Raw genomic sequence first — 24,717 nt, forward strand, 5'->3', positions numbered from 1 at the left:
GCGGTAGCGTGCGACCGACCCTGAACCTGCCTGTTGGAGGAGAGCACCATGGCCGTCGACCCCACCGGATCGGACCTCAAGCGTTACCTGGCCGAGGACGAGGGAGGCGAGGTCGTGATGCTGAACCTGCTGCGCTTCACGGCCGACGGTCGCGACTCGTACGCGGCCTACGCCCGTGAGATCAAGCCCTTCCTGGCCAAGGTGGGCGGCTCGATCGTCTACGCGGGGGAGTGTGGCACCTCGCTCGTGCCGGCCGGCGGCAGCGGCTGGGACGCCGTGCTGCTGGTGCGCTACCCGTCGCGGGCGGCGTTCTCGCAGATGGTGGCCGATCCGGAGTACCAGCAGATCACGCACCTGCGCACCGAGGCGTTGGAGGAAGCAGTCCTGCAGGCCACGTCGCCCTGGGGGTGACCCGCCGCTGACGGCTCAGGTGCCGCAGTAGGTCACGTACCGGCCGAAGTCCTGCGGCGCGGGCTCGGCGTACCGCTCCAGCCCGGGCCGTTCGTCGAACGGCTGCTGGACCGCGTCCAGCAGCCGGTGGACCGGGCCGAGGTCGCCCGCGGTCGCGGCGTCCAGAGCCTCCTCGACCAGGTGGTTGCGAGGCACGTAGACCGGGTTGCTGCGGTCCATCAGGTCGGCGTCAGGGCCCATCTCGTGCCACCGCTGCAGCCACGCGTCCAGGCCGGGCAGGTCGACGACGAGTCCGCGCAGGATCTCGGCGTCACCGCGCGCCGCGGCGGTGAGCGCCCGGAACCCGCTCGTCCAGTCGACGCGGCTCTCCTGCAGGAGCCCCCGCAGCTGCTCGCTCAGGTCGACCGCGGCGGCGTCGCCCACGGCGGACGTCAGACCGATCTTCGCCAGCAGACCGGAGGTGAAAGAGGCGCTGTAGCGTGCGCGGAACGTGCCGAGGGACTGCGTCGCGAGCTCGACGGCGCGGCCGGAGTCCTCGCTGATCAGGGGCAGGAGCGTCTCGGCGAACCGGGCGAGGTTCCACTCCGCGGCCATCGGCTGGTTGCCGTAGGCGTATCGCCCGCCGGTGTCGATCGAGCTGTAGACCGCGGCAGGGTCGAGGGCCTCCATGAAGGCGCAGGGGCCGTAGTCGATCGTCTCGCCCGAGATCGTCATGTTGTCGGTGTTCATGACCCCGTGCAGGAAGCCGACCAGCATCCACCGCGCGACAAGGTCGGCCTGGGCCGTGGCGACGGCCTCGAGCAGCGCGAGCGGCGGGATCGGCGCGTCAGCCGCCTCCGGGTGGTGGCGCGCGATCGCGTGGGCGGTCAGGCGACGCAGCAGCTCGACATCGCCGGACGCCGCCACGTACTGAAACGTGCCGACGCGCAGATGGCTGCTGGCCACGCGGGCCAGCACAGCGCCGGGCAGGTCGGTCTCGCGACGGACCGGACGTCCCGTGGCCACGACCGCGAGCGATCGCGTCGTCGGCACGCCGAGGGCGTGCATCGCCTCGCTGATGACGTACTCGCGCAGCATGGGTCCGAGGACGGCCCGGCCGTCACCGCCGCGTGAGAACGGCGTGCGGCCCGAGCCCTTGAGGTGCAGGTCGCGCAGACGGCCCGCCGGGTCGGTCAGCTCGCCGATCAGCAGTGCGCGCCCGTCCCCGAGGCGGGGCGAGTAGCCGCCGAACTGGTGCCCGGCGTACGCCTGGGCGACGGGCGTGGCGCCCACAGGCACGACGTTTCCGGTCAGGAGGCGCGCGCCGTCCGCACTGCGCAGCGGCGCCGGATCGAGGCCGAGCTCGGTGGCGAGCGGCTCGTTGAGCAGCACCACCCGCGGTTCGGGGGCCTCCTCGGCCTGCCAGGCCAGTGCGAGCTCGGGCAGCTCGGTCGCAAAGTCGTTCGCGACCGGCAGCAGGTCGGGCGTCGTCGTCACCCTCCCGAGCCTACGGACCGGGTCGTCGCCGGGGTGAGGCTACCGACGATGGCGGTCGGCGGAGCGACGCCGAGCCCCGGGCAGCGACGAGGCCCGCTCGGCGAGCGTCGAGACGCAGTTGGCCCGAAGATCTGGGCATGGCCCAGCGCAACCTCATGACCTCGAACTCCTCCCTGGCGGCCCTCGCGCTCACCTCGACGCTCTTCGGTCTGATCTCGATCGGCGAGGCCGGGCGCCGTACCGTCCAGGACCTCCGCCAGCGCGGTGGCGCGGGCCGGAGCAGCTCCGCTGATGCCGTGACAGCACGACGCCGAGGCCGCCCCCGCGACGTCGGGACGCTCGCGGCCTGAGGTGCGGCCCGCCTGCTGTCTACGCTGGCGTCGTGACCACCAGCCCGCGACGTCGCTCGTACGACTCCACCGGTCGCCGGCTCGCAGCCGAACGCCGACGCGAGGACGTGCTCCGGGCCGCTGCCGACCGCTTCCGTTCCGACGGCTGGCATCGCACCACGGTGGCGGCGATCGCCAGCGACGCGGGCGTCTCCGTGGACCTCGTCAGCCTCCGGGTCGGCACCAAGGTGACGCTGTTGGTGGAGTCCCTGCGCGCCACGGCCTTCACGCAGGTGCCCGACCTGCGGCAGGCCGTGGAAGCGTTGGACCTCGGTGGACCCGAGACGTCGGTCGAGGAGCGGGTGGCGCGGTTCAGCTCGTTCGCGGTCGCCACGCTGGAGCCGATCGCCGAGTTCCACGACGTGCTGCGCCAGGCGGCCGACGCCGAGCCGCCGGCGCGGGCCATGCTCGACGAGATCGAGCGGACGCGGCGCGACTCGACCCAGATCGTCCTGCGCAAGATCCTGCTCGCCGATCCCGATCCGCAGCTGGTCGACGAGCTGTTCGTGCTGACCTCCACCGCCGTCTACTGCGAGCTGACGCAGCGGTGCGGATGGTCGAGCGCGCAGGTGCAGACCTGGCTCCGTCAGGTGGTGGGGGAGGCCGTCACCCGGTCGCGGTCCTGACCGGCGGTGCGTGAGCGCGAGAGCAACAGCACGAGACCGGCAGCCGCCAGTCCGGCACCCAGGGCCAGGATTCCGGGCGGCAGGGCCCCCAGCTGCGGCAGGATCTGTGTGCCGGAGGACTCGACCACGACCATGACGTCCACTCCCGTCGAGCCGATCAGCCGCGTCACCGGACGACCCGCCTGAAGGTCAGGACGATCGCGACCACCAGGCCGCCGGCGAGGAGGGCGACCAGGGCGATCCACCCGAAGGTCGGCAGCACGAGGACGCGACCGGAGACGGTGCTGACGGGCTCGCCGTCGACCAGCGCGTCGACCCGGACCTCGCACCAGCAGGCCGCAGGCAGGTCACCGAGCTCGCCCACGACGTCGCCGACCTCGTCGACACGGATGAGCGGACCGTTGAGCTGGGTCCGCGACCCGCCGCTGGCCGAGACGATCACAGCCTGGTCGGTGGCGCCGGGGACGACGTTGACCGTGCCGTTGTTCTGCACCGAGGCCCGCACGCGCACGGCGGAGGTCGCCGCCCAGGGGAGCGAGAGCGACTCGATCCGCGCGGCGCGGCGCACCGGCCCGGTTCCCTCGACGTACACCGAGGCCGTGATGCTGGGCACGATCGAGACGCCGCCGGTGGGGGTGGAGCTGGAGGTCGTGCCGGCGTCCGAGCGCGGATCGGCAGCGAACGTGATGCCGATCCGGCGCTGGCTCGCGCCCCGGTCGTCCGGTGGGCTGATCTCGACCGAGACCGGTCGAGCCGTGCGCGCCGGGATCTCGATCGGGCCTTCCGGCACGGTGACCCAGGCGGCGGCATCGGCCGGGCCACCGGAGAGCGGCGTGCCGGTCTCGGGGTTCAGCTCGCCGGCCGTCACTCGATAGGTCGTCGTCTCGCTCGACTCGTTGGCGACGCTGAAGCTCAGTGTCGTCGTGGCCGCGTCGGCCGTCACCACGGCGCGAACCGGGGCGATCCCGAGCCCGGCGGCGCCCCCCTCGACCGGGAGCTCGCCCCCACGCGGAGGCGGCGGAGCCGCGGGACTCGTCAGCAGCCAGACCGTCGTCGCTGTGGCGACGAACGCCAGAGTCGCGAGCGCCCAGCGTCGGCCGCGCCGCCGCCCCGCGCCGGCCTCAGTAGAGGACACCGACCTGCACGATGTCGCTGTACGTGCCCGGGGTCACCGGCTGTGGCAGGGGGATCCGCACGTACACGGGGTAGCGCTGGACCTCGCCGGTGCCCGTGCCCTGCACCTGGTTGGTCGGGGTCGGCACGGGTGCCCACGGATTCGTGCGGGCCTCGTCGGTGTAGACGTCGTAGCGCAGGTAGTCGTCACGCGCGGAAGTGCCGCGAACGCGGCGGCCCTCCTGCGACGCATTCGATCCTGGACCGATCGCGATGGTGTACGTCGTGCCGGGGGTCGCGGTCACCTCGACGTAGTGCGTGGAGTCGACGGGCACGGTGCTCAGCGGGTTGACCGAGCCGAGGTACCACGGCGGCGCGTACACGGAGGCGCCGTTGGTCGCCTCGGCCGCGATGGGGGCGTTGGCGGTGGACGTCTCCGCCGTGGCGCCGGCAGGGACCAGCAGCAGCGTGAGGGCGATCAGGGCGGTGCAGGAGCGGGCGATCATGGGTCCTCCAGTCGGGTTCGCCTCAGAGTAATTCATTCGGGTCTGCCATGTATGAAATTGAGGAGACCGCTCCGCCTCGGTCGCAGGTCGGCGTCGTGGCCACGCGTCCGACTCGCACTTCTCTACAACTTGTAGTTGTTCTACAACTTGTCGTACAGTCCAGGGCGTGATCATCCGAACCTGGCGCACGGCAGCCGCGATGCTGCTGGCATCGGCCCTGCTGTGGCCGGTGCCGGCGTCCGCCCACGACCAGTTCATCGGCAGCGACCCGGCCGACGGATCCACGCTGACGACCTTTCCGTCCGCGGTGGACCTCGAGTTCAACAACACGCCGCTCGACATCGGCGCGACGATCGTCGTGGTCGACACCCAGGAGCGCGAGTACACCACCGACGTGACGTTCGCCGATCACGTCGTGACCGCCCATCTGGCCCCTGGCCCGAGCGACACGAACTACCAGGTGCGCTGGCGCGTGGTCTCGAGCGACGGCCACGCCATCAGCGGTGCCTTCGACTTCGCGGTCGGCGACGTCAGTGCCGCCGACCAGTTCCCGCCGCTCGAGGGGTCCGACGCCGCAGCGTCGACCTCTCGGGCGCCCGCGGGCTCCGACTCCGGGACCGGTGTCGGACGTACCGCACTCATCGCCGTGGCCGGTGCGCTCGTCGCACTCGGCCTGTGGGCCGCTCTCGCGCGCCTGCGCCGCCCCTCTCGACAGGAGAACTGACATGACCCGACGACGCTGGACCACGGTGGCCCTGCTGGCCGCCGCCACCTTCCTGGCCGCCTGCGGATCGACCACGACGCAGACCCAGACCGGTGACGAGGACACCTCGGGACTGGAGTTCACCGACATGTGGGTCAAGTCGGCCGACGAGGGCATGTCGGCCGCGTTCGGCACGATCGTCAACACGACCGACTCCGACATCACGATCGTCTCCGGCACGTCCGCCGCGTCCACCATGGTCGAGCTGCACGAGACAGTCGCCGACGAGACCGGCACGATGGTCATGCGCGAGAAGGACGGCGGATTCGTCATCCCGGCCGGCGGCGAGTACGTGCTGGCCCCCGGCGCGAACCACCTCATGCTGATGGACCTGCAGACGCCGATCCTCGCCGGCGACGAGGTGAAGTTCTCGCTCGACCTCGACGACGGGTCGTCGGTCGAGTTCACCGCTCCGGCGAAGGACTACACCGGCGCCGACGAGCAGTACATGCCGGGGGAGTGAGTGTCGCTCGACAAGGCCAGCCGCGGCGTCGGTCGACGCCAGCTCCTGATCGGGGGAGCCGTGGCGGCGGTGGGGGCCGCCGCCGCGGTCGGCGCCGACCGGCTGGACCTGGGCGGTGACGAGGTCCTCGTCGACGCCCATGGCCGTGAGACGGTGCGCTTCCACGGCGCCCACCAGCCCGGCATCGCCATCACGCCGCAGGCCCACCAGTCGTTGGTGGCCGTGCAGCTCGATCCCGGCACCGGGCGCGACGACGTCCGCCGCCTGTTGTCGGTCCTGACCGACGACGCCCGCGCGATGATGGCCGGAAAGCCTGCGCTGGCCGACCCCGAGCCGGAGTTCGCGCGGATCCCGGCGCGACTGACCGTGACCTTCGGGTTCGGGCCGGGGCTGGTGCGGATCGTGCGCGGTGCGCAGGACGTGCCGGCCTGGCTCGGACCGCTCCCGGCCTACCCGATCGACCGGCTGCGCGAGGAGTGGTCGGGCGGCGACCTCCTGCTCCAGGTCGCCTCCGACGACCAGGTCACGGTGGCCCACGCGGTGCGCATGCTGGTCAAGGACACCCGCAGCTTCGGCACGGTGCGGTGGCACCAGGCGGGCTTTCGTCGCGCCTACGGCTCCGAGAAGCCCGGCACGACGATGCGCAACCTGCTGGGCCAGGTCGACGGCACCGTCAACCCGCGGCCGGGCGACGCGAGCTTCGCCGACGTCGTGTGGCGCGACGACGACTGGCTCGCCGGCGGCACGACGATGGTGGTGCGGCGGATCGAGATGCTGCAGGACGACTGGGACCGTCTGGACCGGCACGGCCGCGAGCTGTCGGTGGGGCGCACCCTCGACGTCGGCGCGCCGCTGACCGGCACGCGCGAGCACGACGAGCCCGACTTCGACGCCACGACCCCGGTCGGGTTCCCGGTGATCCCGGAGTTCTCGCACATCCGCCGGGCTCGGTCCGACGACCCGACCCAGGTCATGTTCCGCCGCGGCTACAACTACGACCTCGGACCGCGCGGCGAGATGGCCTCGGACGCCGGCCTGATCTTCACGTGCTTCCAACGCGACCTCGAGCACCAGTACCTGCCGATCCAGGCCCGCCTCGCCGAGCTCGACCTGCTGAACCAGTGGACCGTGCCCATCGGGTCGGCCGTGTTCGCGATCCCGCCCGGTGCGGCCGAGGGCGAGTTCGTGGGTGAGAAGATGTTCGGGTGAACCCGGTCAGACGCGCGCGCGGCGAGCTCGAGGCGCAGGTGCTGCACGTCCTCTGGGGCGCTGGCGAGGGTCTCACCGCCAAGCAGATCGGTGAGCGGCTGCCCGGCGCAGCGCCGGCCCCGACCACGGTGCTCACGGCGCTCGACCGCCTCGTGGCCAAGCAGCACGTGGTGCGCGACGACCGCCAGCGCGGCATCACCTTCCGCGCCGCGCGCACCGAGGAGCAGCACGTCAGCCAGACGATGCTCGACCAGCTCCGCACCAGCAGCAACCGGGAGGCGGCGCTGCTGCACTTCGTCGGCAACCTCGCCGACGAGGACGCCGAGCTGCTGCGCCGCAGCCTGCGCCGGAACTGACGGACTTCCGTGCACGGCATCGGCGTCGAGGAGGGCACCACGCTGACGCTGCTCTACGCGGGCAGCGTCACGGTGTGCGCCCCGGTGCTCCTGAAGCAGGGCGCCTGGTGGATGGCCCGTCCGCGCCTGGCGCTGTGGTGCTGGTGGGGTGCGTTCCTGTCCGGCGTCGTCGCCACGGTGGCCGCCGCGCTGCTCGGCATCATGCTGCTGGACCGACATCGCCTTGAACGATCACACGACGTCGCCAGCAGCATCGGCCTCGAGGCCGCCGCGTGGGGCATCATCCTGCTCATCGTCGGCGCGCTGGCCGTGACGGCGGGGCGCGCCGAGCTGGTGCTGTTCGCGGGCCGTGACCGGCGGCGCGACCTCGCGACGCTGGCCTCGACCCGGGCCCTGTGGTCGCAGCAGCGTGAGCGCTTCGAGCTCGTCGTGCTCGACACCGACCTCGACGTCGCCTGCAGCCTGCCCGGACGGCGCCCCCGGGTGCTGATCTCGCGCGGGCTGCTGGCCACATTGTCCGACGCCGAGGTCGAGGCGGTGCTGTGCCACGAGGAGGCGCACCTGGTCGGACGCCACAACGAGCTGGCCCGCCTCGCCGAGATCGGCGCCGCGTGCTTCCCGTGGCTGCCGGCCTCGCGCGACCTGCGCCGCCTCACCTCGCTGCTGGTCGAGCTCGCGGCCGACGACCACGCCCGCCGCTGCGTCGGGCGCGACGCCACGGCCTCGGCTCTGGCGAAGATGGCTGGCGGTAGTGCGCAGCCGACGCTCGAGCTGCGAGCGGAACGGACCGCGCGCCGGCCCTGACGCAGTGCCATCGGTGGGCGGCTGCGAGGAAGGTGGACCGCCACCTTCGACCCGGCCCCTGCGCCGTGGCCGCCCTGCTCGCGGACCGCTCAGGGCGTGAGCAGGTTCAACGCTCCGGCTCGTCGTCGTAAGGGGCCCGACCGGCCAGCTGCTCGATCGCTGCGGTGAGGCGGGCGACCTCCGCGCGCAGCTCGGTCACGTCCTCCTGCGTTGCCGCCTGCGCGTCCTTGCTCTCGTCCGACACCTGGTCGATGAGCCACGTCGCGATCGATGCCGTCACCACGCCGAGCGCCGCGATCCCTGACATCATCAGCGCGACCGCGACTACGCGGCCCGTCGTCGTCACGGGGAACACGTCTCCGTATCCGACCGTCGTCAACGTGGCGAACGCCCACCACAGGGCGTCGCCGAAGGTCTGGATCGTTCCGTCCGATCCGCGCTCGGCATCGAGGACCGCCACGGCTGACACGAACGTCAGCACGACGATCGAACCGCCGAGGTAGAGCCCCACCCTGCCGCGCAGGTTCGTGCTGGCGAACCGGTTGAGGGTCGTGATCAAGGCCAGCACCCGAAGGAGCTGAAGGGGTCGCAGCACCGGCAACGCCACCGCGAGGACGTCGATCGGGTGCTGCTTGAGCCAGCGCCGACGGTCGGTGGCGAGGCTCAGTCGCAGCAGGACGTCGAGACCGAACGCGACCCAGGTGACGACCACCACTGCATTGCACAGACCACGCAACCGGGCGTCGAGGCTCAGGTCGAGGATCGGCCAGGCGTAGGCCACGAGGAACGCGAGGGTGGCCGCGGCAAGTGGTGCCGACGAGAGACGCTCCCAGCGTGCGAGTGTCATGGACCGATCGTCGCACGCCTCGGCTCCGCGTTCGGCAGGAGCCAAGAAGCCGGTCAGGCTCGCATCTATCACCTGTTGCCTGCACCCCGCTCGAGGCGGGCGACCATCCCTGGCCGGACTCATGACAGGACCTGGGCCCACATCTGAGTCGTCCAGACTGGGATTCGGACATCAGCCCCACGCGGGTGTCGTGCAGCTCGGACTCGTGTCACGCCGAGCGAGGTCGGAACCGTGTCGACGATGGCATCGGCCGGTCGTCGGCGGCGCCTGGAGTGGCGACATGTCAGTCACCTATACGTGGGACGTGTTCTCGACGGTGGACGGCTGCGGCTCCTACGAGATGCCACGAGGGCGCTCGGGGTGGGGCGGGTACTGGAGCAAGCAGGGCCCGGAGCTGCTCGGGCACCGGGCCCGACAGTTCCGGCAGCCGCAGCACCTGGTCTATGGCGCGACGACGTTCCGCGAGAACGCGCAGATCTTCGCCGACGGCGCCGACGCCAACATCCTCGACGAGTGGAACCAGTTGCTGGTCGCTCTGCCGGCGACGGTCTTCTCGTCCACGCTCACCGACACGATGGACTGGCCCAGGGCCACGATCGACCGTGGAGACGCTGTCGACTCGGTGCAGCGGCTCAAGCACGAGTCCGAGGTCCCGCTGCGCTCGCAGGCGAGCCTGTCGCTCAACTGGTCGCTGCTCGAGGCCGGCCTGGTCGACCGGATCCAGATCACCGTGTTCCCGGTCCTGTCGGGGGTGTCCGGCACCAGCCCCGTCATGGTCGGGGTACAGGACTTCGATCTGGAGCTGCTCGAGTCGCACGTGCTCGATGGCCGGGTCCTCGAGACCACGTACCGCCCCCACGCCCGGCTGACCTAGCGCCCAGCGACGACGAACGCCCCTACCGACCGAGGTCGGCGAGGGCGTTCGTGCTGGGCCTGGGGTGGCTCAGATGTCGTAGTACAGCTGTTCCCTTACTGCACTGTCGCGCTCACCTGCAGGGATGTCCGCCCGTGCTGTCAGCCGGCGCACCGGGGGCGCACGGGATCCTGAGTGTTGCCCTCCGCGACAGCTCGAGCGGGCGTCCAGGCTGTGAACATCTTCGCGTCGGGGCGGCCACCCGACCGGCTCGGTCCTGACACCCTGAACGGCGTCGAACACCGGTGCGGGGGTGGGGCGCTAGCATGGCTGCCCACTGCGTATTGGGGAGCCTCATGGGGAAGTCTGCGTCGGAGATGTCAATCGGGGACCGTCTTCTAGCGATGAATCACGCGTTTCTTCCCTCGGCCCCCGTGCATCGACAGGAGTTGCTGTCTGGACGCCAGGAGAAGCTGTTCTCGCTGCTCGAGACCTCTCAGACCCCCGGGGGCCACGCAGCCATCTTCGGTGAGCGGGGAGTTGGCAAGACAAGCGTCGCAGCGGTCTTTGAAACCGATCTGAGGGAGCGCGGCGTCCGCGCGATCCGGATCAACTGCAGTTCGCTCAGTAGCTTTCGTAGCCTTATCGAAGACGTGGCGACGGAATGGATTTCGCACTCTCCTGAAGACATCGCGGCTGAGCATTTGCCGCATCTTCTTGGCGGCAACTTCGGGCAGGCTGACATTGTGCGCACGCTTGACGGCATCGCCAAGGTAGTGCCCTCCGTCATCATCCTCGACGAGTTTGACGTTGTCGCAGATGCAGGCGTGGGCGAGGATTTCGCGAACCTCATGAAGGCACTGGCAGACAAGCAGGTGGACAGCCATTTGGTGGTGGTCGGTGTCGCCGAAGATGTCGATGCGATTTTGAAGGGCCATGCCTCCATCGCTAGGGGTTTGAGTCAAGTTCCGATGCCGCGCCTGGAACCGGAAGAGCTCGCCGCGATTCTTCGGAACGGGTTCGGCGAACTGTCGATGTCGATTCCTGAAGCTCTCGAGCTGCGGGTCATCCGTCTCTCACAGGGTCTTCCCCACTACACGCATCTGCTAGGTAAAGAGTTGGCTCGCCGGTCCATCTTGGCGGAGCGTGACGAAGTCATCGCGGACGATTGGCCCGCTGCGCTCGAAGGGGCGCTGGAAAAGGCGGAGCAGCAAATCGTTGACCTTTACGGCGACGCAACTACGACGGCGAAGCCCAGCATGTTCCCGGACCTCCTGCTGGCCTGCGCGCTTGCAAAAAAGGACCAGCAAGGATTCTTCCGCCCGGCCGACGTGCATGGACCGTTGAATAAGGTGAGCGGCAAGACCTACGCTATGGCGGCGTTCACGGGCAATCTTGCGAGCTTGTCGGCTGCCGATCGCGGTCCTGCTCTTCAGCAGCGAGAGTTCGCGGATCGTCGAAAGCGGTACCGCTTCGCGAATCCACTCCTTCAACCGTACGTTCTGCTCAAAGCGGTATCCGACGGCACCTTGGACTACCACGAGATCGACGACGATGAAATCTGGTCGTAGACGTGCGTCGTGACTCGCAGGCATGCCGTGCTGAGGGTGCGCGTCGTGTAACACAGCACCCGCAAACTGCGGGAGCCTAGATCTCTGACGGCTTCAGCGCCCTACGATGAGCACGTGTCCGCGCCCTTCAGAATCACTCGCTTGAACTTCAACGGTGGCGAGAGCGTCGACACGGGTGACGCGGATGTCATCGTGCTTGTTGGGCCGAACAACACCGGCAAGTCCCGCACGTTAGTTGAACTCCAACAGTGGTTGTCGCTCGAGCACTACGTGGAGCCGCCCGCTAACGCATTCTTCGTCCTTGACGAGCCAGGGGTTGAGCAACTCCTAGACGGTTCCCAAACACGAGATTGGTTGCTCGAGAGGCGCTACTCATGGGTGAATGATCACGACCATGTGGCGAGATTCCGGACGATCAACTCCGGCGAGCAGACCGTCGAGTCCGTGGCGCACAGCTGGCCGCCAGCTGAACGCTCGTCGAGGTTGGGCAGTCTCGGCAGCCATCTTGTGCGCGGCCTTTGGTGCGGGGAACGACTCCAACACCTCGGCGCGCCAAATCGACTCGACCATGACGGGCACCCCGATCATCCAGTTCATTGGCTAGTCCGAGACAAGGCACTTCTACAGGCTTTTGATAGTGCAATCTGGACGGCATTCGGGATGCACGTGATTGTCGACGCCTGGGGCACGTCGATCCTCCTGCGCGTCAGTCGCAATCAGACGCAGTCGGATTTCGTCGGCACCTCCGAAGATGGCCTGCCCGACGCGGACCTCGTGCGAAGGCTTCGACAGCTGCCGACCCTCGAATCGCAAAGCGATGGCGTACGTAGCTTCGCAGGCATGGTCCTTACTCTTTTGACGGCGCAGTTTCCAACAGTCCTTCTTGACGAGCCCGAGGCATTTCTCCACCCGCCACAAGCTCGCTTGCTCGGTCGAAGCCTTGCCGAGTTCCAACGTGATGGGCAGCTGCTGGTCGCCACTCACAGTTTGGATGTCCTGCTCGGACTAGTTGAGTCCCGGCCAGAGAAGGTCCTTATCGTGCGACTCACTCGTGACGGCGAGCGAACCTCATGCAGGACCCTGCCCCCAGATCAACTTGCGGGTCTGTGGCGTGATCCGTTGCTGAGGTTCTCAAGAGCCCTTGACGGTCTCTTTCACGACGGTGTCGTCGTCTGCGAAGGCGATACTGACTCACAGTTCTACAGCGCCATTGCTGCCAGAGCTGATCCCGACGCCACGCCTACTCCGGGCCGGCATGTGATGTTCACTTACGCCGGAAGCAAACACCGGATTCCGCTGATTGTTCGGGCGCTCCGTGCTCTCGACGTTCCGGTTCGAGCAGCTGTCGATTTTGACATTCTCAGTAGTGAGAGCGAACTACGGACGCTTGTCGAGGCCACTGGATCGGGCATGACTGGTGAGATGAGTTCGGACCTGAAGTTGGTGAACTCTCACATTCGAGGTGGCGCGGTGGCTCCGAAGGTCGGCCCAGTCGCGGACGCTATTGAAGAGGCGCTCAGCGGCTCAAGGGGGCGCGAACTCGATGCCAGCGACGTGAGAGGGATCAGGCAGATAATCGAGCCGCCGACTGGTTGGCGAGATGCAAAACGTCGGGGACTCGCTGCAGTTCCGCCAGCAGAGGCAACTGTGGCGGCAAAACGGTTGCTCGCGACACTGCGAGCGGCCGGGATCTTCGTCGTCCCAAGCGGCGAAGTTGAATCCTTCGTCCCCGAAGTAGGCGGCAAGGGCCCCCGCTGGGTCGTGCAGGTAGTCGAGGAAGGACATCTGGACGCTGCGGATGAAGCCACAAAGTTCGTGGGCGAGATCCTGGCGTCGATTCCGAACGGCCGTTCCGAGATCGATCACGAGCAACCAAGTCGCTAGGGTGAGACTATGAGTGACTTTCGATCTGACCGAATGCCATCAGCCGAGGGGCACGGCATCGCGAGGCAGGCATGGGAGTCCTACGAGCGCCGGGCTCACAAGATCCTCGATCCTGGTGTGCGGGTCCTATTCGGGAGCTATGCCGCGAACAAGGTCGCTGACCTGATCGGATTTGCAGTGCTGTGGCGGCTCGAAGGCGGGTTCGAGGGCCTCGAAAAACTCGGCATGAGTCGAGCCTCCATCTATCGGAAGATCGCGGCTTGTCGGAAGTACTTGAAGATGCACCCCGACGAGTTTGAGCTCCCTGGCGTCACGATCGACTTCGAGGCGTACCGGGACCATGTCGAGTCGATGAGGGCGAAACCTACGCCTGCCAACGACTGAAGTCGCAAAACGTAGACAACCTACGAGCGAGTCGCTAGCGTCTCAATTGTGAGACTTAATGCGTTCGTGGAGTTGGCGTCCGGAGTGGACTCCTTGTGACTGCTGCACCGATAGGTGACATCTGATCTGTGGTGTCGAGAGGTGCCGCTGGAAGGATGTGGACCATGCCCAAGCCCTATCCCCGCGAGTTCCGTGAGGACGTCGTCCGGGTTGCTCGTGGTCGTGAGCCCGGGACTCGTCTGGCCGACATCGCTGCCGACTTCGGGATCAGCGAGACCTGCCTGTCGAACTGGATGCAGGCCGCTGACGTCGAGGACGGCCTCAAGCCCGGCGCCACCGCCGCCGACAACGCCGAGCTGCGTGAAGCGAAGAAACGAATCCGCCTGTTGGGGCAGGAGAACGAGATCCTGCGCCGCGCGACGGCCTATCTGTCCCAGGCGAACCTGCCGGGAAAAGGCTCTTCCCACTCGTGAGAGAGCTGGCCGGCGACGACGTCCCCGTCACGGTCAGCTGCCGGGTGCTCGGGTTGTGCCGTCAGCAGTACTACCGCTGGCGCGCCAACCCGATCACCGACTCCGAGTGGGACAACGCCCACCTGTCCAACGCGATCCTCGCCGCTCATGACGAGGACCCCCAGTACGGGTCGGAGTCGTTCGCCCACAGCATGAGCGCGGTGTCGATGCCGATGGTGTCGAGTCGAGCGGCGAAGTTCTGGAGGACTCGATCCGCTTCTTCGCGGTTCGCTGTGACGCAGACGATGCCCACGCTGGCTCCTGGCCGGGCGTAGCGGCCGAGAGGGGAGCGGATGGCCTCCCAGGCCAAGTCGTGGTCTCGCGGAGTGGTCGGAAGGCCGATGCGAGCGATGGGTAGGTCGGCGCTCATCGGCACGAACACGACCGACTCCTCGGGCTTGAACCCGAGCAGGTGGGGGAGTGCCGCAGTCAGCTCGTCGGGGGAGTGAGCGGAGAGCCTCGTGCCCCCGAGGTGAGCCGCCCGGACCTGCGATGTCCGCCGGTTACGTTGACACACTGGTGACACACGCCAACGAAAACGGCGGCTGACTCTGGAAGACGTCGGACGACGTCTCCGCAGGTCAGCCGCCGTTTTCGGCAACTAGCGACAGAGGGTGAAAACCCTCAGATCAGATGTCGTAGTACAGCTCGAACTCGTGCGGGTGCGGCCGCAGCTGCACCGGGAGGATCTCCTCGGTGCGCTTGTAGTCGATCCACGTCTCGATCAGGTCGGGGGTGAAGACACCGCCGGCCGTCAGGAACTCGTGGTCCTGCTCGAGGTTGTCGAGCACCGCGTTGAGCGAGGTCGGGACCATGTCGATGGCCTCGTACTCCTCGGCGGGGAGCTCGTAGATGTTCTTGTCGATCGGGGCCGCCGGCTCGATCTTGTTCTTGATGCCGTCCAGGCCGGCGAGCAGCAGCGCCGAGAACGCCAGGTACGGGTTGCTCGACGGATCGGGGCAACGGAACTCGATGCGCTTGGCCTTCGGGTTCGAGCCGGTGATCGGGATGCGGACACAGGCCGAGCGGTTGCGGGCCGAGTACACGAGCGCGATCGGGGCCTCGAAGCCCGGGACCAGGCGGTGGTAGGAGTTGACCGAGGGGTTCGTGAACGCCAGCAGGCTCGGGGCGTGCTTCAGGATGCCGCCGATGTAGTAGCGGGCGGTGTCCGAGAGTCCGCCGTAGCCGGCCTCGTCGTAGAACAGCGGCTCGCCGTTGTTCCAGATCGACTGGTGCACGTGCATGCCCGAGCCGTTGTCGCCGAAGATCGGCTTCGGCATGAAGGTGGCCGTCTTGTCGTTCGCCCACGCCGTGTTGCGCACGATGTACTTGAACTTCATGACGTCGTCGGCGGCCTTGAGCAGCGTGTCGAACTTGTAGTTGATCTCCGCCTGGCCCGACGTGCCGACCTCGTGGTGACCGCGCTCGAGCACCAGGCCCGCCTCGGCGAGGTTGCTCATCATGTCGTTGCGCAGGTCGGCCGTTTTGTCGGTCGGCGCGACGGGGAAGTAGCCGCCCTTGTAGCGGACCTTGTAGCCACGGTTGTCGGCGATGTCGTCGCCGGTGGACCAGGCGGCCTCGGCCGAGGTGATCTCGTAGAACGACTTGTTGGCGCTCGTGCCGTAGGCGACGCGGTCGAAGATGTAGAACTCGGCCTCGGGGGCGAAGAAGGCGGTGTCGCCGATGCCCGTCGTGGCCAGGTACGCCTCGGCCTTGCGGGCCACGTTGCGCGGGTCGCGCGAGTAGGCCTCACCCGTGATCGGGTCGTGGACGAAGAAGTCCATCGCGATCGTCTTGCGGCGCTTGAACGGGTCGACGTACGCCGTGCCGAAGTCGGGGAACAGGACCATGTCGGACTGGTCGATGCTCTGGAAGCCGCGGATCGACGAACCGTCGAAGGCGACGCCGTTCTCGGCAGCGTCGGCGTCGAACGTCCACGCCGGCAGGGTCACCTGCTGCTGGATGCCGGGAAGATCGGTGAATCGGACGTCGAGGTACTCGACGCCCTCGTCCTTGACGAACTTGAAGAACTCGTCGGCATTGCCGAACATTGGGCCTCCTCGGCCGCGCAGCGGCACAGGTAGTCGGGTTTCCACGTCACAGGCGCGGGGGCCTGCGTCGCCCCTGAATGTAGGCGGAGGCAGTTTCCCGACCGTCAACGAATTGTTTCGGCCAAGTTACATGTGCCAGTCCTGCCGTGCTCAGGGCGCATCGTCGCGCTCGCTAGGCTCAGTCCGTGGACGACACCGAACCGTCGCTGGGCCGGCGCCTGGCCGCCCTGTTCATCGACTGGATCATCGCGGCGCTGGCCGCGGCTCTCTTCTTCGGGGTGACGTACCCGCCGAAGGACATTCCTCAGAACCTCGTGATCACCGGGATCTTCGTGGGTCAGGTCGCCATCCTGACCGGGCTGCTCGGGGTGTCGATCGGCAAGCGGATCATGCGCCTGCGCGTCGAGAACCCGGCCGGCCGGCCCATCGGGATCCCGCGGGCCCTGGTGCGCACCGTGCTGCTGACGTTCGTGATCCCCGCGATCGTCATGACCGACGACAAGCGTGGACTGCACGACCTGGCCGCCGGGTCTCGCGTCGTGCGGTTCTGATCGTCCTCAGCCGGCCGGCTCGTCCGGCGCGTCGACGCGGTGGCGCTCGATGCTGACCGAGCGTCCCTGCGCGTCGAAGCAGAACCGGGCCGTGCCGCGGTACTGGTGCTCCTCGGCGGTGCGCAGGTGCAGCGTGCGCGCGTACCGGCACCGGGCGACGTCGCGGGCGGGGTATCCGCCTTCGTCGACGAACGTGCGCTCGAGATCCTCTGAGACGATCGCGCCCGCGGCCTCGACGTCGGCGATCGTGAGGTCGTCCTGCACGACGAGGCTGCGGTAGGTCTGCGAGCTCATCTCGCCCGGCGTGGGCTCGGAGGCGCCGCAGGCGGCGAGCGCGGCGGTGCAGATCACGAGCACCGCCGCCCGGCGGAGCATCGTCAGCCGCGCATCATCTTGCGCGCCGACTTCATCGAGGTCGGCACGGGTCCGCGCGGCATGGGCGCGGCCGGACGCATCGCGTCGAGCGCCTTGAGCTTGTTGACGATCGCGGTCTGCTCGGCCGGCTTGACGGCCTTCTTCATCTTCTGCAGGTGCCGGTTGAGCTTGGGCAGGGGGACCTGGCCCTCGTCGCGGCCCACGACGACCTCGACGATCGGCACGCTCTCGCCGACGATGCGCGCGTGCTTGCGCTTCTCGGACGCCATGAGCGACTTCACGCGGTTGGGGTTGCCCTCGCCGACCAGGATGACGCCGGGCTTGCCGACGACGCGGTGGACGATGTCCTGGTTCTTGGTGAACGCCACGACCGGCTTGACGATCCAGCCGCGGCGCAGCATCTGCAGCGCGCTGGCGGCGGCGCCGGGCTGACCCTCGACCTGGGCGTAGGCGGCCCGCTCGGCGCGACGGCCGAAGACGATCAGCGCCGCGAGGATGCCGGTGAGGATGCCGAAGACGACCGCCAGGATGATCCCGAGCACGCCGCGGTCGAACAGCAGCAGCATCGCGACGGCGAACACGCCGCCGACGACCAGGAACCACAGCAGCAGGAGCAGCCCGATGTTCGGATCGGAGTTCTTGGTGATGCGGTAGGCCTGGCGCATCTGGGCGATGCGACCCGTGGCCGGGGCGGGAGTACCTGCAGACATGGGGTCAGTCTAGGGGCAGATCACCCAACCCCAAGCCGGTGCCACCTGCTCGTCGAACGGGGGAGGCGCAACCACGCCGGGCCGCGCCACCGGGTCGTCGAGTGGGGGCGAGCTCGGCGAGCGCCCGTATCGAGACGTGGCCAGGGGAGGGCGTCCGGCGCGCGGGCGATGGAGTGGGCCCCGGTGGCGCCGTGGGTCGCAACGCCTACGCAGAACGGCGTATGTCGAGCTGAGCTGGAACTCGACAGCCTAGGGGTTCTCCCGAGCTCTCTTCCGATGAGGATCCATGAAGTTGCTTCGCATGCCCTTGCCCCGTGTCGTCTCCGTGCTCGGCCGCCCGGCCACCCGGGTCACGGTCTGTCGTGACCGTGACGTGACAGCCGACCTGTTCGCGCACGATTGGATCCACCGTGGTTGATCCAGGGCGACGGATCGCCGCGTTGCTCGGGACCGTGCTGCTCCTGGCCGGCGGCACAGCGTGCTCCGGGCACGTCGACGTCTCGGTGGGTGGTCCGGCCGGGATCAGCGGGCCCAGCCTGGAGGACGACTTGGCCGACCTGGTCACTGAGCTCAGTGAGGTCACTCCGGAGTCCATGGACTGTCCCGACGGTCTCGACGCCGAGATCGGTGCGACGACGACGTGCGAGATGGTTCACGACGACGTGCGCAGCACTGTGGCTGTGGAGGCCACCGGCTTGCGGGAGGACGAGGAGACGCTCGAGTTCGTCTGGAAGGTCGAGCCGGGCTCCCAACGGCTCCTGACCGACCGCGTCGGTGACATCATCGCCGATGACTTCGCCGAGGCCACGGGCCTGACGCTCACTGAGCTGACCTGTCCCGAGCCGGAGCTCGCCGGTACGTCGACGGTGGAGATGAGCTGTGACGCCGTCACAGCCGAAGGCCGCTCAGGACCGGTCGTCCTGAGCGCCAAGGGTGCCGAAGGGTTGCAGGTCGACTTCTCCTGGCGTCTGGGTGACCAGACACGTCCGAGCGGGAGCAGCGCGTCGTGCGGGGAAGCTGCCGGTGGTCAGCGGTGCGGCGACCGGAACGACTGACGTGGTCGACGGCGTCTACGCACAACGGCGTATTCCGTCGCGCCGCACGAGTCGACAGGCTGGGTGCGCCCTAGTCACTCTTCTGATGAGGATCCATGAAGCCGCTTCGTCCCGCCGTGACCCGCCCGATCGCCGTTCTCGGCCTGACCTGCGTCGTGCTGCTCGCACCCGTCCCCGCGCACGCCGACGTGATCGACGGGACTCCCGGGGATGACGTCCTGACCGGCACCCCCGGCGACGACACCATCAGTGCCGGCGACGGTGACGACGAGGTCGACGGCCGTGCCGGTGACGACATCCTGGTCGGTGGTGCTGGCGATGACGTGCTGTTCGGCGGCGACGGCAGCGACGAGGTCGACGGCGGCGATGGCGACGACTACCTCAGCGGCGGCGAGCTCGACGACCAGCTCGACGGTGGCGCTGGCGCGGACGAGCTCTACGGCGGCGACGGCAGTGACTTTCTCGTCGGCAGGGATGGTGACGACTACCTCAGTGGCGGCGACGGCGATGACTACCTCAGTGGCGGCGACGGCGATGACTACCTCAGTGGCGGCGACGGTGACGATCTCCTGTGCGGTGGCAGCGGGGTCGACGTCCTCTTCGGTGGGTCCGGGTCCGACCTGGCCTGTGCGGTCGACGACGTGGCAGTGGCTCCGTTGGACACGCCGACCGTGGTCGACGTGAGGGCCAACGACGAGCAGCTGAGTGACGAGGCCGACGAGACCGATCCAGTGCGCTACCAGATCGTGGGCGTGCCCGCGGGCGTGACGGCGACGATCGACGAGCTGACGGGGCTGGTCGCCTTCGAGATCACCGATCCGACGTTCACGAGCGGTGACCTGGTGTACCTGGTCAGCCGGCTGACCGACACCGGCACGATCGCGTCCACGGCGTTCTTGACGATCACGTTGACGGCCGACGAGGGCGGGGTGCCAGCCACGCCCGACCAGGATGAGGACCGTGGCGTGGTGTTGGCCGCCTCGCCGGTCCTCCCGACGTCCGACGACAGCGACGTCGTGCTCCCGGAGACGGGCGCTCCGGAGGACCTCCAGGGCCTCGTGGCACTGGCGAGCGTCCTGATCCTGGCTGGTGGAGCGCTCGTGGCCGGCACGCGCCGTCGCCCCCACCGTGCCTGACGATCGTCACGGGCGCCGCCCGGTGCGACGCCAAGGACCGTCCGAATGCTGTCGAACCGCAGATGGAGGCAGGCCGTGGGACTCTTCGGAACCAAGGACCCGATGGCGAAATGGCGCAGGCGCCACTCGGCGATGGCCGAGCTCGTCGATCGAACCGGGTGGAAGGTCGATCTGCAGCTCGGCATCGTGACGACCGTCAGGGGAGGGATCCCGGTGACGGTGATCCTGATGCCGCCGATGACCGCGAGCGCGGCCGGGACCGGGACGAGCGTCGTGATCGAGGCTGGCCGACAGGCCGAGGCGACCCTGGCTAACCGGGTCGACAACGACGTCCACGGGCTCTCCTTCGAGGTGCGTGGCTGGCAGGGGGTGGCCGAGTCGGGCAACGGGCTCATCGACGGTCACTTCAGTGGACCCGATCACGAGCTGGTCGCGGCCGTGGTCGCCGCCGTGGACGAGCTGGTGGGGCGCGTGGGGAGCCGCAGCCCCGGCAGCTGAGTTCAGGTGAGGTCCCGTCCGGCCCTACGTAGAACGGCGTATTTTGCTCTGGTTCGAGGGTTGCGAGGCTGGGAGCAACAGCCGTCACTCGTCGATGAGGATCCATGAAACTGTCTCGTCCTGCCTTCTCACGCCTGGTCGCCGTTCTCGGCCTGATGTCCGTCGTGGTGCTCGCACCCTCTGGTGCCGATGCCGATGTCATCGAAGGGACCAGCGGTGACGACGTCCTCAGCGGAACTCCGGGCGACGACTCCGTCGGCGGCGGTGACGGCGACGACCTCCTCGACGGTGGCGCGGGCTACGACTACCTCGACGGTGGCGCGGGAGACGATCAGGTCCGTGGTGGTGAAGGAGACGACATCCTTCTCGGCCGTGACGGCGACGATGACCTCGACGGAGAGGGCGACAACGACGACCTGGTCGGCGGGCCCGGCGACGACGACCTCGACGGAGGTGACGGTGACGACTACCTCTACGCCGGCGACGGCAACGATCAGCTGTTCGGTGGTGACGGCGATGACCTCCTCAGCGGTGGAGACGGCGACGACGAGCTCCACGGAGACGACGGGAACGACCTGCTCTGCGGTGGCGGTGGGAATGACCTGCTCCAGGGCGGCGCTGGCGCCGACCTGGCGTGCGCCGTGGACGACGCAGCTTCGGCGCCGGTGGGTGTCTCGACGGTGGTGGACGTGCGGGCCAACGACGAGCAGCTCACTGATGAGGCCGATGAGGCCGATCCAGTGCGGTACTCGATCCTGGGTGTGCCGGCGGGCGTGACGGCCTCGATCGACGAGCTGACGGGCCTGGTGACGTTCGAGATCACTGATCCGACATTCACGACTGGTGACCTGTTCTACGTGGTGAGCCGGCCGACCGGCACGGGCGCGATCGAGTCGACCGCTCTCCTGACGATCAGGCTCACCGCGGCTGAAGAGGAGGATGCGGACACGATGCCGGGAACGGTCGCGCCTGACGATGACGGATCCCGCGGCGCGGGCGTGGCCCAGGTCGCGTCACCTGCTGCTCTTGCCGCCGGCGACATCGGCGTGCTTCCCGCGACTGGGGCTCCCGAGGACCTCGTCGGTGTCCTGGTTCTGGGAGGTCTGCTGCTTGCTGGCGGCGCCCTCACGATCACGGTGGCACGCCGCGCTCAGCGCGGCTGAGCCACGCCCTCGTCAGCGGCTGCGCATCACGGCGACTGCCGCGGCCGCCCGTGAGGGCACGCCCAGCACGGCCAGCACCGCCTCGACGTGCTTGCGGGCCGTGCCCGGCGAGATGCCGAGGCGTCGCGCGATCTGCACGTTCGTCGCCCCGTCAACGATCAGCAGGGCCACCTCGGCCTGACGCCGCGTCAAGCCGAGGTGCATCGCCGACTCGACCGTCGCGGTGTGCGCCGGCCTGAGCAGCAGGACGTGCGGTCCGACCGGGTTGACCGTGAGCGACGCGTCGAAGGCATCGTCCTCGACCTCGAGACTCGTGGCTGGGACCCGCTTGACCGACCACCACTGCTCGCCGGGTTCCGGCTGCTCCCAGAGTGCTGTACCACGCAGCGAGTCGCCCACTCGGAGTCCCGTGCCGATCCGACGCCCGACCTCCTCGGCCGTCGGCGTCGACTCGATCACGGTTCCGTCATCAGCGATGAGGATCGTCTCCCAGCCGTCGCTCTCGACCGCAGTCGACATGCCGCGTGAGCGCTCGTAGGCCGCCACCATCCGGTAGATGTTGGAAAGGTGGAGGCGCAGCTCCTCCATGACCCGCCGGTCACGGCGGGTGAACTCGGCGCCGTCGCGGTTGACGACGAGTGCGATCACGACGCCTGACGGTGCCGGGAGTCCGAAAGCGGCCTGGCTCCGCACCCCGAGCGGGGCGTAGTACTCGCGATACAGGTCTGTCTGCTCGAACGCGTGGTCGGGGTCGAGCTCGAGCAAGGTCCGGACGTCGGACTCGCCCTCGTCAGAGATGTGGCGCACGAGAGGGCTCTGGTCGGCAAATCGGGCGAAGGTGCGGACATTCTGGTCGAACCATTCGGGATCACGCTCAGGCCAGACGTAGGCCGCCGTTCGCGCGGTCAGCAGGTTCGTCTCGTTGTACGACGCCCAGATGCCCGGCACGAGTCGATGCAGCTCGCGGCACGCGGCCCGTGCGAACTCCTCCAAGGTCTCCGCCCGGCCGATGGAACCAATGGCCTCCAGCACGGACTCCTGGTCCTCCACCGACAGACCGACGATGTCGGTGGCGCTCGGGCGGTCGGGGATCGACGCATGGTGCGCCACCGGCCTCATCAGCAGGCGCCACCGGCCCAGGTGGTCCTCGCGCGCCTGGGCGTCGACGCCGCCATAGGCACTCTCGATCCGGTACACGTCGTCGCTTCCGCGGTTCGCCGTCACGTGTGACCAGAGCCGCGTGCCGGCCAGGGAGCGACCGGGACGGATGGTTGCTCCGATGCTGTCTCCGATCAGCGAGGCCGCCGCCGTCGCGGCCAGCACGAGACCTGAGTCGTCCACGACCGCGGCCTTCCACCCGACGCCCAGCTCCGCCAGAGCGCTGGCGACGTGTGCTCGCTCGCGCCAGGCGAAGAGCTCGCGCAGGTTGGCCACTTGGGGACGCCACAGTTCCGCGACCTGGCGGTCGGACGCGTCGAAGGTGGAACCACCGCGGCACACGGTCATGGTCGCGACGACCCCGGTGGCGGACGGGAGACGGATCGCCAGCTGATCGGTGATGCCGTGCTGGGCGTAGAACTCGGTGTAGAGCGTCGTCGACGTGAACTGGTCGATCATCCCGACGTCGCCCCACGTCACCACCTGACCGGCGTCGCCGTCGAACATCCGACGCATCATCGGGTGCTCGGCGCCATGCCGGCCGTGCAGGTCGACGTAGGACTCGTGCCACGTCGGGGACTGGGCGGGCCAGGTTGTGACGGTCGATCGTCCCGTGTCGAGCTCGAGCTCCTCGAATCCGGTCCAGCGGCCCGGCACGAGCTCGTACAGCTCGCGACAAGCTGCTTCGGTGAACTCGGTGCGCGTCGAGGCCGTTCCCACGCGTGCCACGGCCTCCAGGACGCGGCTGTGCGGACCGAGGTCGACCGTGTCGTCTCGGTCCGACTGCTGCACGCGCTTCACCACCAAGTCTCCGGATTCGGCATCTTATCGAGCCAGGCGCGTACCCCGGGCTCTGCGGGAGCGTGACACGGACGGCTCAGCGGACCCGGGCGGCCTCGCGGGCCTCGATGGCCTGCTGGTAGAGGCGGCCGGCGCGGTAGGAGGAGCGCACGAGGGGACCGGACATGACCCCGGCGAAGCCGATCTCGGTGGCCTCGTCGGAGAGCTCGACGAACTCCTCGGGCTTGACCCACCGCTCGACGGGGTGGTGGCGCTTGGAGGGGCGCAGGTACTGCGTGATCGTGATGAGGTCGCAGCCGGCCTCGTGCAGGTCGCGCAGGGACTCGGAGACCTCGTCACGGGTCTCGCCCATGCCCAGGATCAGGTTCGACTTCGTGACCAGCCCGAAGTCGCGGGCCTGGGTGATGACGTCGAGCGAACGCTCGTAGCGGAACGCCGGACGGATGCGCTTGAAGATGCGCGGCACGGTCTCGAGGTTGTGGGCCAGCACCTCGGGGCGCGACTCGAACACCTCGGTCAGCAGCTCGGGGATGCCGTTGAAGTCCGGGATCAGGTTCTCGACGCCCGTGTCGGGGTTGAGCTCGTGGATCTGGCGCACGGTCTCGGCGTACAGCCAGGCACCGCCGTCGGGCAGGTCGTCGCGGGCGACGCCGGTGATCGTGGAGTACCGCAGCTGCATCTTCTGCACGCTCTCGGCGACGCGCCGTGGCTCGTCGCGATCCAGCGCAGCGGGCTTGCCGGTGTCGATCTGACAGAAGTCGCAGCGACGCGTGCACTGCTCGCCACCGATCAGGAACGTGGCCTCACGGTCTTCCCAGCACTCGTAGATGTTGGGACAACCGGCCTCCTGACACACCGTGTGCAGGCCCTCGCCCTTGACCAGGCCCATGAGTTCGTTGTACTCCGGGCCCATCTTCGCGCGGGTCTTGATCCACTCGGGCTTCTTCTCGATCGGGGTCTCCGCGTTGCGGACCTCGAGTCGCAGCATCTTGCGTCCGTCAGGTGCGATGGTCACGCGGTCCACTGTACGCCTGCGGCCCAGGCCGGCGCCG

The 24,717-nt window shown here is 68.5% G+C and carries 29 protein-coding genes and 1 pseudogene; 19 read left to right on the forward strand and 11 right to left on the reverse strand.

Annotated features, from left to right (window positions below):
* Positions 1-48: 48 nt before the first annotated feature.
* Positions 49-411, forward strand: coding sequence for a DUF1330 domain-containing protein (locus tag KAG51_RS02305; protein WP_290580214.1), 363 nt, complete (start codon positions 49-51; stop codon positions 409-411).
* Positions 412-426: 15 nt separating this feature from the next.
* On the opposite strand, the gene KAG51_RS02310 is transcribed toward KAG51_RS02305, so the two are convergent.
* Entirely contained in the window at positions 427-1,887 is a 1,461-nt protein-coding gene (locus KAG51_RS02310; protein ID WP_290580216.1) for a protein adenylyltransferase SelO, read from the reverse strand.
* Positions 1,888-2,024: 137 nt separating this feature from the next.
* On the opposite strand from KAG51_RS02310, the gene KAG51_RS02315 reads away from it, so the two are divergent.
* Positions 2,025-2,237 (forward strand): hypothetical protein, encoded by a 213-nt coding sequence (locus KAG51_RS02315; protein ID WP_290580218.1) that lies wholly within the window; start codon positions 2,025-2,027, stop codon positions 2,235-2,237.
* A 32-nt stretch (positions 2,238-2,269) separates the two neighbouring features.
* Positions 2,270-2,902, forward strand: a complete 633-nt coding sequence (locus KAG51_RS02320) for a TetR family transcriptional regulator (RefSeq protein ID WP_290580220.1) — start codon at positions 2,270-2,272, stop codon at positions 2,900-2,902.
* On the opposite strand, the gene KAG51_RS02325 is transcribed toward KAG51_RS02320, so the two are convergent.
* From KAG51_RS02325 to KAG51_RS02335, 3 genes are read right to left on the reverse strand one after another with little or no spacing between them, the layout of a single operon-like run.
* Positions 2,863-3,072 carry a hypothetical protein gene (locus KAG51_RS02325; protein ID WP_290580222.1) on the reverse strand — a complete coding sequence of 70 codons (210 nt, stop codon included), beginning with the start codon at positions 3,070-3,072 and terminating at the stop codon, positions 2,863-2,865. The two genes, KAG51_RS02320 and KAG51_RS02325, sit on opposite strands and share 40 nt — an antisense overlap.
* The gene (locus tag KAG51_RS02330) at positions 3,069-4,037 is read right to left on the reverse strand and encodes a hypothetical protein (protein ID WP_290580224.1); all 969 of its coding nucleotides are present in this window, start codon (positions 4,035-4,037) and stop codon (positions 3,069-3,071) included. The genes KAG51_RS02325 and KAG51_RS02330 overlap by 4 nt, the downstream gene beginning before the upstream one ends.
* Positions 4,024-4,521, reverse strand: a complete 498-nt coding sequence (locus KAG51_RS02335) for a spore coat U domain-containing protein (RefSeq protein WP_290580226.1) — start codon at positions 4,519-4,521, stop codon at positions 4,024-4,026. Before KAG51_RS02335 ends, KAG51_RS02330 begins: the two co-directional genes overlap by 14 nt.
* A 166-nt stretch (positions 4,522-4,687) precedes the next feature.
* Here KAG51_RS02335 and KAG51_RS02340 point away from each other — a divergent pair, with 166 nt between their 5' ends.
* From KAG51_RS02340 to KAG51_RS02360, 5 genes are read left to right on the forward strand one after another with little or no spacing between them, the layout of a single operon-like run.
* Positions 4,688-5,245, forward strand: a complete 558-nt coding sequence (locus tag KAG51_RS02340) for a copper resistance CopC family protein (protein WP_290580228.1) — start codon at positions 4,688-4,690, stop codon at positions 5,243-5,245.
* 1 nt (position 5,246) lies between these two features.
* Positions 5,247-5,747, forward strand: a complete 501-nt coding sequence (locus tag KAG51_RS02345) for a copper chaperone PCu(A)C (protein ID WP_290580230.1) — start codon at positions 5,247-5,249, stop codon at positions 5,745-5,747.
* Complete coding sequence (locus tag KAG51_RS02350) at positions 5,748-6,956, forward strand: Dyp-type peroxidase (protein ID WP_290580232.1); 1,209 nt, start codon at positions 5,748-5,750, stop codon at positions 6,954-6,956. It abuts the gene before it with no gap.
* On the forward strand, positions 6,953-7,312 hold the full coding sequence (locus KAG51_RS02355) for a BlaI/MecI/CopY family transcriptional regulator (RefSeq protein WP_290580234.1): 360 nt from the start codon (positions 6,953-6,955) through the stop codon (positions 7,310-7,312). The genes KAG51_RS02350 and KAG51_RS02355 overlap by 4 nt, the downstream gene beginning before the upstream one ends.
* 9 nt (positions 7,313-7,321) lie before the next feature.
* Positions 7,322-8,116, forward strand: coding sequence for a M56 family metallopeptidase (locus tag KAG51_RS02360; RefSeq protein WP_290580236.1), 795 nt, complete (start codon positions 7,322-7,324; stop codon positions 8,114-8,116).
* A gap of 106 nt (positions 8,117-8,222) precedes the next feature.
* Here KAG51_RS02360 and KAG51_RS02365 read toward each other — a convergent pair whose 3' ends face one another.
* The gene (locus KAG51_RS02365; RefSeq protein WP_290580238.1) at positions 8,223-8,963 is read right to left on the reverse strand and encodes a potassium channel family protein; all 741 of its coding nucleotides are present in this window, start codon (positions 8,961-8,963) and stop codon (positions 8,223-8,225) included.
* A gap of 280 nt (positions 8,964-9,243) precedes the next feature.
* Between KAG51_RS02365 and KAG51_RS02370 the strand changes: the two genes are divergently transcribed.
* The 5 genes from KAG51_RS02370 to KAG51_RS02390 all read left to right on the forward strand — a co-directional run bounded on the left by KAG51_RS02370 (position 9,244) and on the right by KAG51_RS02390 (position 14,128).
* Positions 9,244-9,837: a dihydrofolate reductase family protein gene (locus tag KAG51_RS02370; RefSeq protein ID WP_290580240.1), complete on the forward strand. Its 594-nt coding sequence runs from the start codon at positions 9,244-9,246 to the stop codon at positions 9,835-9,837.
* A gap of 413 nt (positions 9,838-10,250) precedes the next feature.
* Positions 10,251-11,387, forward strand: a complete 1,137-nt coding sequence (locus tag KAG51_RS02375; protein ID WP_290580242.1) for an AAA family ATPase — start codon at positions 10,251-10,253, stop codon at positions 11,385-11,387.
* A 114-nt stretch (positions 11,388-11,501) separates the two neighbouring features.
* Complete coding sequence (locus KAG51_RS02380; protein WP_290580244.1) at positions 11,502-13,271, forward strand: AAA family ATPase; 1,770 nt, start codon at positions 11,502-11,504, stop codon at positions 13,269-13,271.
* A 9-nt stretch (positions 13,272-13,280) separates the two neighbouring features.
* Entirely contained in the window at positions 13,281-13,655 is a 375-nt protein-coding gene (locus tag KAG51_RS02385) for a hypothetical protein (RefSeq protein WP_290580246.1), read from the forward strand.
* A 164-nt stretch (positions 13,656-13,819) separates the two neighbouring features.
* On the forward strand, positions 13,820-14,128 hold the full coding sequence (locus KAG51_RS02390; protein WP_290580248.1) for a transposase: 309 nt from the start codon (positions 13,820-13,822) through the stop codon (positions 14,126-14,128).
* Positions 14,129-14,273: 145 nt separating this feature from the next.
* Here KAG51_RS02390 and KAG51_RS14010 read toward each other — a convergent pair whose 3' ends face one another.
* Both KAG51_RS14010 and glnA read right to left on the reverse strand, forming a co-directional pair.
* Complete coding sequence (locus KAG51_RS14010) at positions 14,274-14,693, reverse strand: DUF4192 family protein (RefSeq protein ID WP_363316133.1); 420 nt, start codon at positions 14,691-14,693, stop codon at positions 14,274-14,276.
* A gap of 103 nt (positions 14,694-14,796) precedes the next feature.
* Complete coding sequence (gene glnA, locus KAG51_RS02400; RefSeq protein ID WP_290580252.1) at positions 14,797-16,218, reverse strand: type I glutamate--ammonia ligase; 1,422 nt, start codon at positions 16,216-16,218, stop codon at positions 14,797-14,799.
* A gap of 185 nt (positions 16,219-16,403) precedes the next feature.
* On the opposite strand from glnA, the gene KAG51_RS02405 reads away from it, so the two are divergent.
* Positions 16,404-16,769: an RDD family protein gene (locus KAG51_RS02405; RefSeq protein WP_290580254.1), complete on the forward strand. Its 366-nt coding sequence runs from the start codon at positions 16,404-16,406 to the stop codon at positions 16,767-16,769.
* A gap of 6 nt (positions 16,770-16,775) precedes the next feature.
* Here the strand turns inward: KAG51_RS02405 and KAG51_RS02410 are convergent, their stop codons facing one another.
* Together KAG51_RS02410 and KAG51_RS02415 are read right to left on the reverse strand one after the other, a co-directional pair.
* Positions 16,776-17,144 carry a hypothetical protein gene (locus KAG51_RS02410; protein ID WP_290580256.1) on the reverse strand — a complete coding sequence of 123 codons (369 nt, stop codon included), beginning with the start codon at positions 17,142-17,144 and terminating at the stop codon, positions 16,776-16,778.
* A gap of 2 nt (positions 17,145-17,146) precedes the next feature.
* Positions 17,147-17,854, reverse strand: a complete 708-nt coding sequence (locus tag KAG51_RS02415) for a DUF4191 domain-containing protein (RefSeq protein WP_290580258.1) — start codon at positions 17,852-17,854, stop codon at positions 17,147-17,149.
* A gap of 410 nt (positions 17,855-18,264) precedes the next feature.
* Between KAG51_RS02415 and KAG51_RS02420 the strand changes: the two genes are divergently transcribed.
* From KAG51_RS02420 to KAG51_RS02440, 5 genes and pseudogenes are all read left to right on the forward strand, one after another.
* Positions 18,265-18,909, forward strand: coding sequence for a DUF4333 domain-containing protein (locus tag KAG51_RS02420; RefSeq protein WP_290580260.1), 645 nt, complete (start codon positions 18,265-18,267; stop codon positions 18,907-18,909).
* Between the two features lie 95 nt (positions 18,910-19,004).
* Positions 19,005-20,045, forward strand: coding sequence for a calcium-binding protein (locus tag KAG51_RS02425; protein ID WP_290580262.1), 1,041 nt, complete (start codon positions 19,005-19,007; stop codon positions 20,043-20,045).
* A gap of 75 nt (positions 20,046-20,120) precedes the next feature.
* Complete coding sequence (locus tag KAG51_RS02430) at positions 20,121-20,543, forward strand: hypothetical protein (RefSeq protein ID WP_290580264.1); 423 nt, start codon at positions 20,121-20,123, stop codon at positions 20,541-20,543.
* Positions 20,544-20,698: 155 nt separating this feature from the next.
* Positions 20,699-21,139: pseudogene (locus KAG51_RS14015) on the forward strand (calcium-binding protein); the annotation flags it as partial.
* 45 nt (positions 21,140-21,184) lie between these two features.
* Positions 21,185-21,706: a hypothetical protein gene (locus tag KAG51_RS02440; protein WP_290580268.1), complete on the forward strand. Its 522-nt coding sequence runs from the start codon at positions 21,185-21,187 to the stop codon at positions 21,704-21,706.
* A 12-nt stretch (positions 21,707-21,718) separates the two neighbouring features.
* Here the strand turns inward: KAG51_RS02440 and KAG51_RS02445 are convergent, their stop codons facing one another.
* Both KAG51_RS02445 and lipA read right to left on the reverse strand, forming a co-directional pair.
* Positions 21,719-23,665 (reverse strand): helix-turn-helix transcriptional regulator, encoded by a 1,947-nt coding sequence (locus KAG51_RS02445; RefSeq protein ID WP_290580270.1) that lies wholly within the window; start codon positions 23,663-23,665, stop codon positions 21,719-21,721.
* A 76-nt stretch (positions 23,666-23,741) separates the two neighbouring features.
* Positions 23,742-24,653: a lipoyl synthase gene (gene lipA, locus KAG51_RS02450; RefSeq protein ID WP_290581229.1), complete on the reverse strand. Its 912-nt coding sequence runs from the start codon at positions 24,651-24,653 to the stop codon at positions 23,742-23,744.
* Between the last annotated feature and the right edge of the window lie 64 nt (positions 24,654-24,717).

Source organism: Aeromicrobium sp. (genome assembly GCF_023146395.1).
Taxonomy (GTDB): domain Bacteria; phylum Actinomycetota; class Actinomycetes; order Propionibacteriales; family Nocardioidaceae; genus Aeromicrobium.